Consider the following 2,116-nt stretch of genomic DNA (forward strand, 5'->3'; position numbering starts at 1 on the left):
GTCGTGCTCCGTACTCCCCCGGCCCCGCACGCAGCCGCGGGCCGGGGGATCGGGGGGTCGGACCGTTACCGCTTCCCGGCGTCCGCCCAGGCGTGCTGGACCGCCAGGTCGGCCCGGACCTCGGCGAGCTGGACGGCGACCGCCTCCGGCGCCGTACCGCCGCGGCCGTTGCGGGAGGCCAGGGCCCCGGGGACGTTGAGGACCGACCGCACCTCGGGGGTGAGGTGGACGGAGATCTTCGCGAACTGCTCGTCCGTCAGACCGTCGAGCTCCTTGCCCTCGGCCTCGGCGGCCTTCACGCACTCGCCGGCCACCTCGTGCGCGACCCGGAACGGCACCCCCTGCTTGACCAGCCACTCCGCGATGTCGGTCGCCAGGGAGAAGCCCGCCGGGGCCAGCTCCTCCATGCGCTCGCGGTGGACGGTGAGGGTGGCGATCATGCCGGTGAAGGCCGGGAGCAGCACCTCCAGCTGGTCGCAGGAGTCGAAGACCGGCTCCTTGTCCTCCTGGAGATCGCGGTTGTACGCGAGCGGGAGGGCCTTGAGCGTGGCCATCAGGCCGGTCAGGTTGCCGATCAGCCGGCCCGACTTGCCGCGCGCCAGCTCGGCGATGTCGGGGTTCTTCTTCTGCGGCATGATCGACGAACCCGTGGAGAACGCGTCGTGCAGGGTCACGAAGGAGAACTCCTTCGTGTTCCAGATGATGATCTCCTCGGCGATCCGGGAGAGGTTGACCCCGATCATCGCGGTGACGAAGGCGAACTCGGCGGCGAAGTCACGGGAGGCCGTGCCGTCGATGGAGTTGCCGACGCTGCCGCGCTCGAAGCCGAGGTCCGCGGCGACCGCCTCCGGGTCTAGGCCGAGGCTACTGCCGGCGAGCGCGCCCGCGCCGTACGGCGACACGGCGGTCCGCTCGTCCCACTGGCGCAGGCGCTCGGCGTCCCGCGACAGCGACTGGACGTGGGCGAGCACATGGTGGGCGAAGAGCACCGGCTGGGCGTGCTGGAGGTGGGTGCGGCCGGGCATCGCCACGTCCGGGTGGGCCTGCGCCAGACCGATCAGCGCGTCCTGGAGGTCGGCGATCAGACCGCCGATGATCCGGGCGTGGTCGCGCAGGTACATCCGGAAGAGGGTGGCCACCTGGTCGTTGCGCGACCGGCCCGCCCGCAGCTTGCCGCCGAGGTCGGGACCGAGGCGCTCCAGCAGGCCGCGCTCCAGGGCGGTGTGGACGTCCTCGTCTGCGACCGTGCCGACGAAGGAGCCGTCCGCGACGTCCGCCTCCAGGCGGTCGAGGCCCGCCAGCATCCGGGTCAGTTCGTCGTCCGAGAGGAGCCCCGCCTTGTGCAGCACGCGCGCGTGGGCACGCGAGCCGGCGATGTCGTACGGCGCGAGGCGCCAGTCGAAGTGGACGGACGCGGACAGCTTCGCCAGGGCCTCGGCGGGACCGTCGGCGAAACGGCCGCCCCAGAGCCGTACGTCACCGCTGTTGCTGCTCACTCGCGTTGCTCCTCGTCAGTGGTGGTGTGCGACCGGCTCCCCGTGCGCGACCTTGTCTGCATGATTATGCGGAACTCTGCATGATTCGTCAATCTCGGGGGGGTCGTGAGGGATTCCTGACGGACTTTTCCCCGACCCGTTGAACGCGGGAAAACGCTTTCACGTATCTCTGCCCGAACGCAGGCGCCGCGTTGACCAGACGAAGACACCCCCGAACCGAGTGAGGCCATCGCATGTCCAGGGCACTTCCGAAGTACAACAAGCGCCGTGTCGCGATCATCGGCGGCGCTGCGGCCGTGGCGCTGTCCGGCGCGGTCATCGCCGGTTCCGCCTTGGCCGGCCCGTCGTCCGGCGACGGCAGCACGAACGCCCGGACGCTGGCGGCTCCGGGCACCATCAGCTGCCCTGACGTCGCCTCGAAGCTGCCCGCCGTCCCCGCCACGGCCAAGGCCGAGGTCGACCGCAACCTCGCCCTGCTCCAGACCCAGATCAACGAGGCCAACACCCGCCTCGTCAACACCGCCGGCCAGGGCGGACCCAACTTCGTCCAGAACGCCATCCTCGGCCCCCTCAAGGACAAGCGCGTCTCCACCATCGACCGCATCGCCATCTCCATCGGC

1 protein-coding gene and 1 pseudogene are annotated in these 2,116 nt (G+C 70.7%); one reads left to right on the forward strand and one right to left on the reverse strand.

Translation table 11 applies throughout. From position 1 onward, the window contains the following. Nucleotides 1-65: 65 nt before the first annotated feature. Nucleotides 66-1,496 (reverse strand): argininosuccinate lyase, encoded by a 1,431-nt coding sequence (argH, locus tag ABT085_RS22600; protein WP_351610666.1) that lies wholly within the window; start codon nucleotides 1,494-1,496, stop codon nucleotides 66-68. Nucleotides 1,497-1,729: 233 nt separating this feature from the next. On the opposite strand from argH, the pseudogene ABT085_RS22605 reads away from it, so the two are divergent. Next, nucleotides 1,730-2,116, forward strand: a pseudogene (locus tag ABT085_RS22605) (hypothetical protein); the annotation flags it as partial.

This window comes from Streptomyces sp. NPDC002265 (genome assembly GCF_040296125.1).
Taxonomy (GTDB): domain Bacteria; phylum Actinomycetota; class Actinomycetes; order Streptomycetales; family Streptomycetaceae; genus Streptomyces.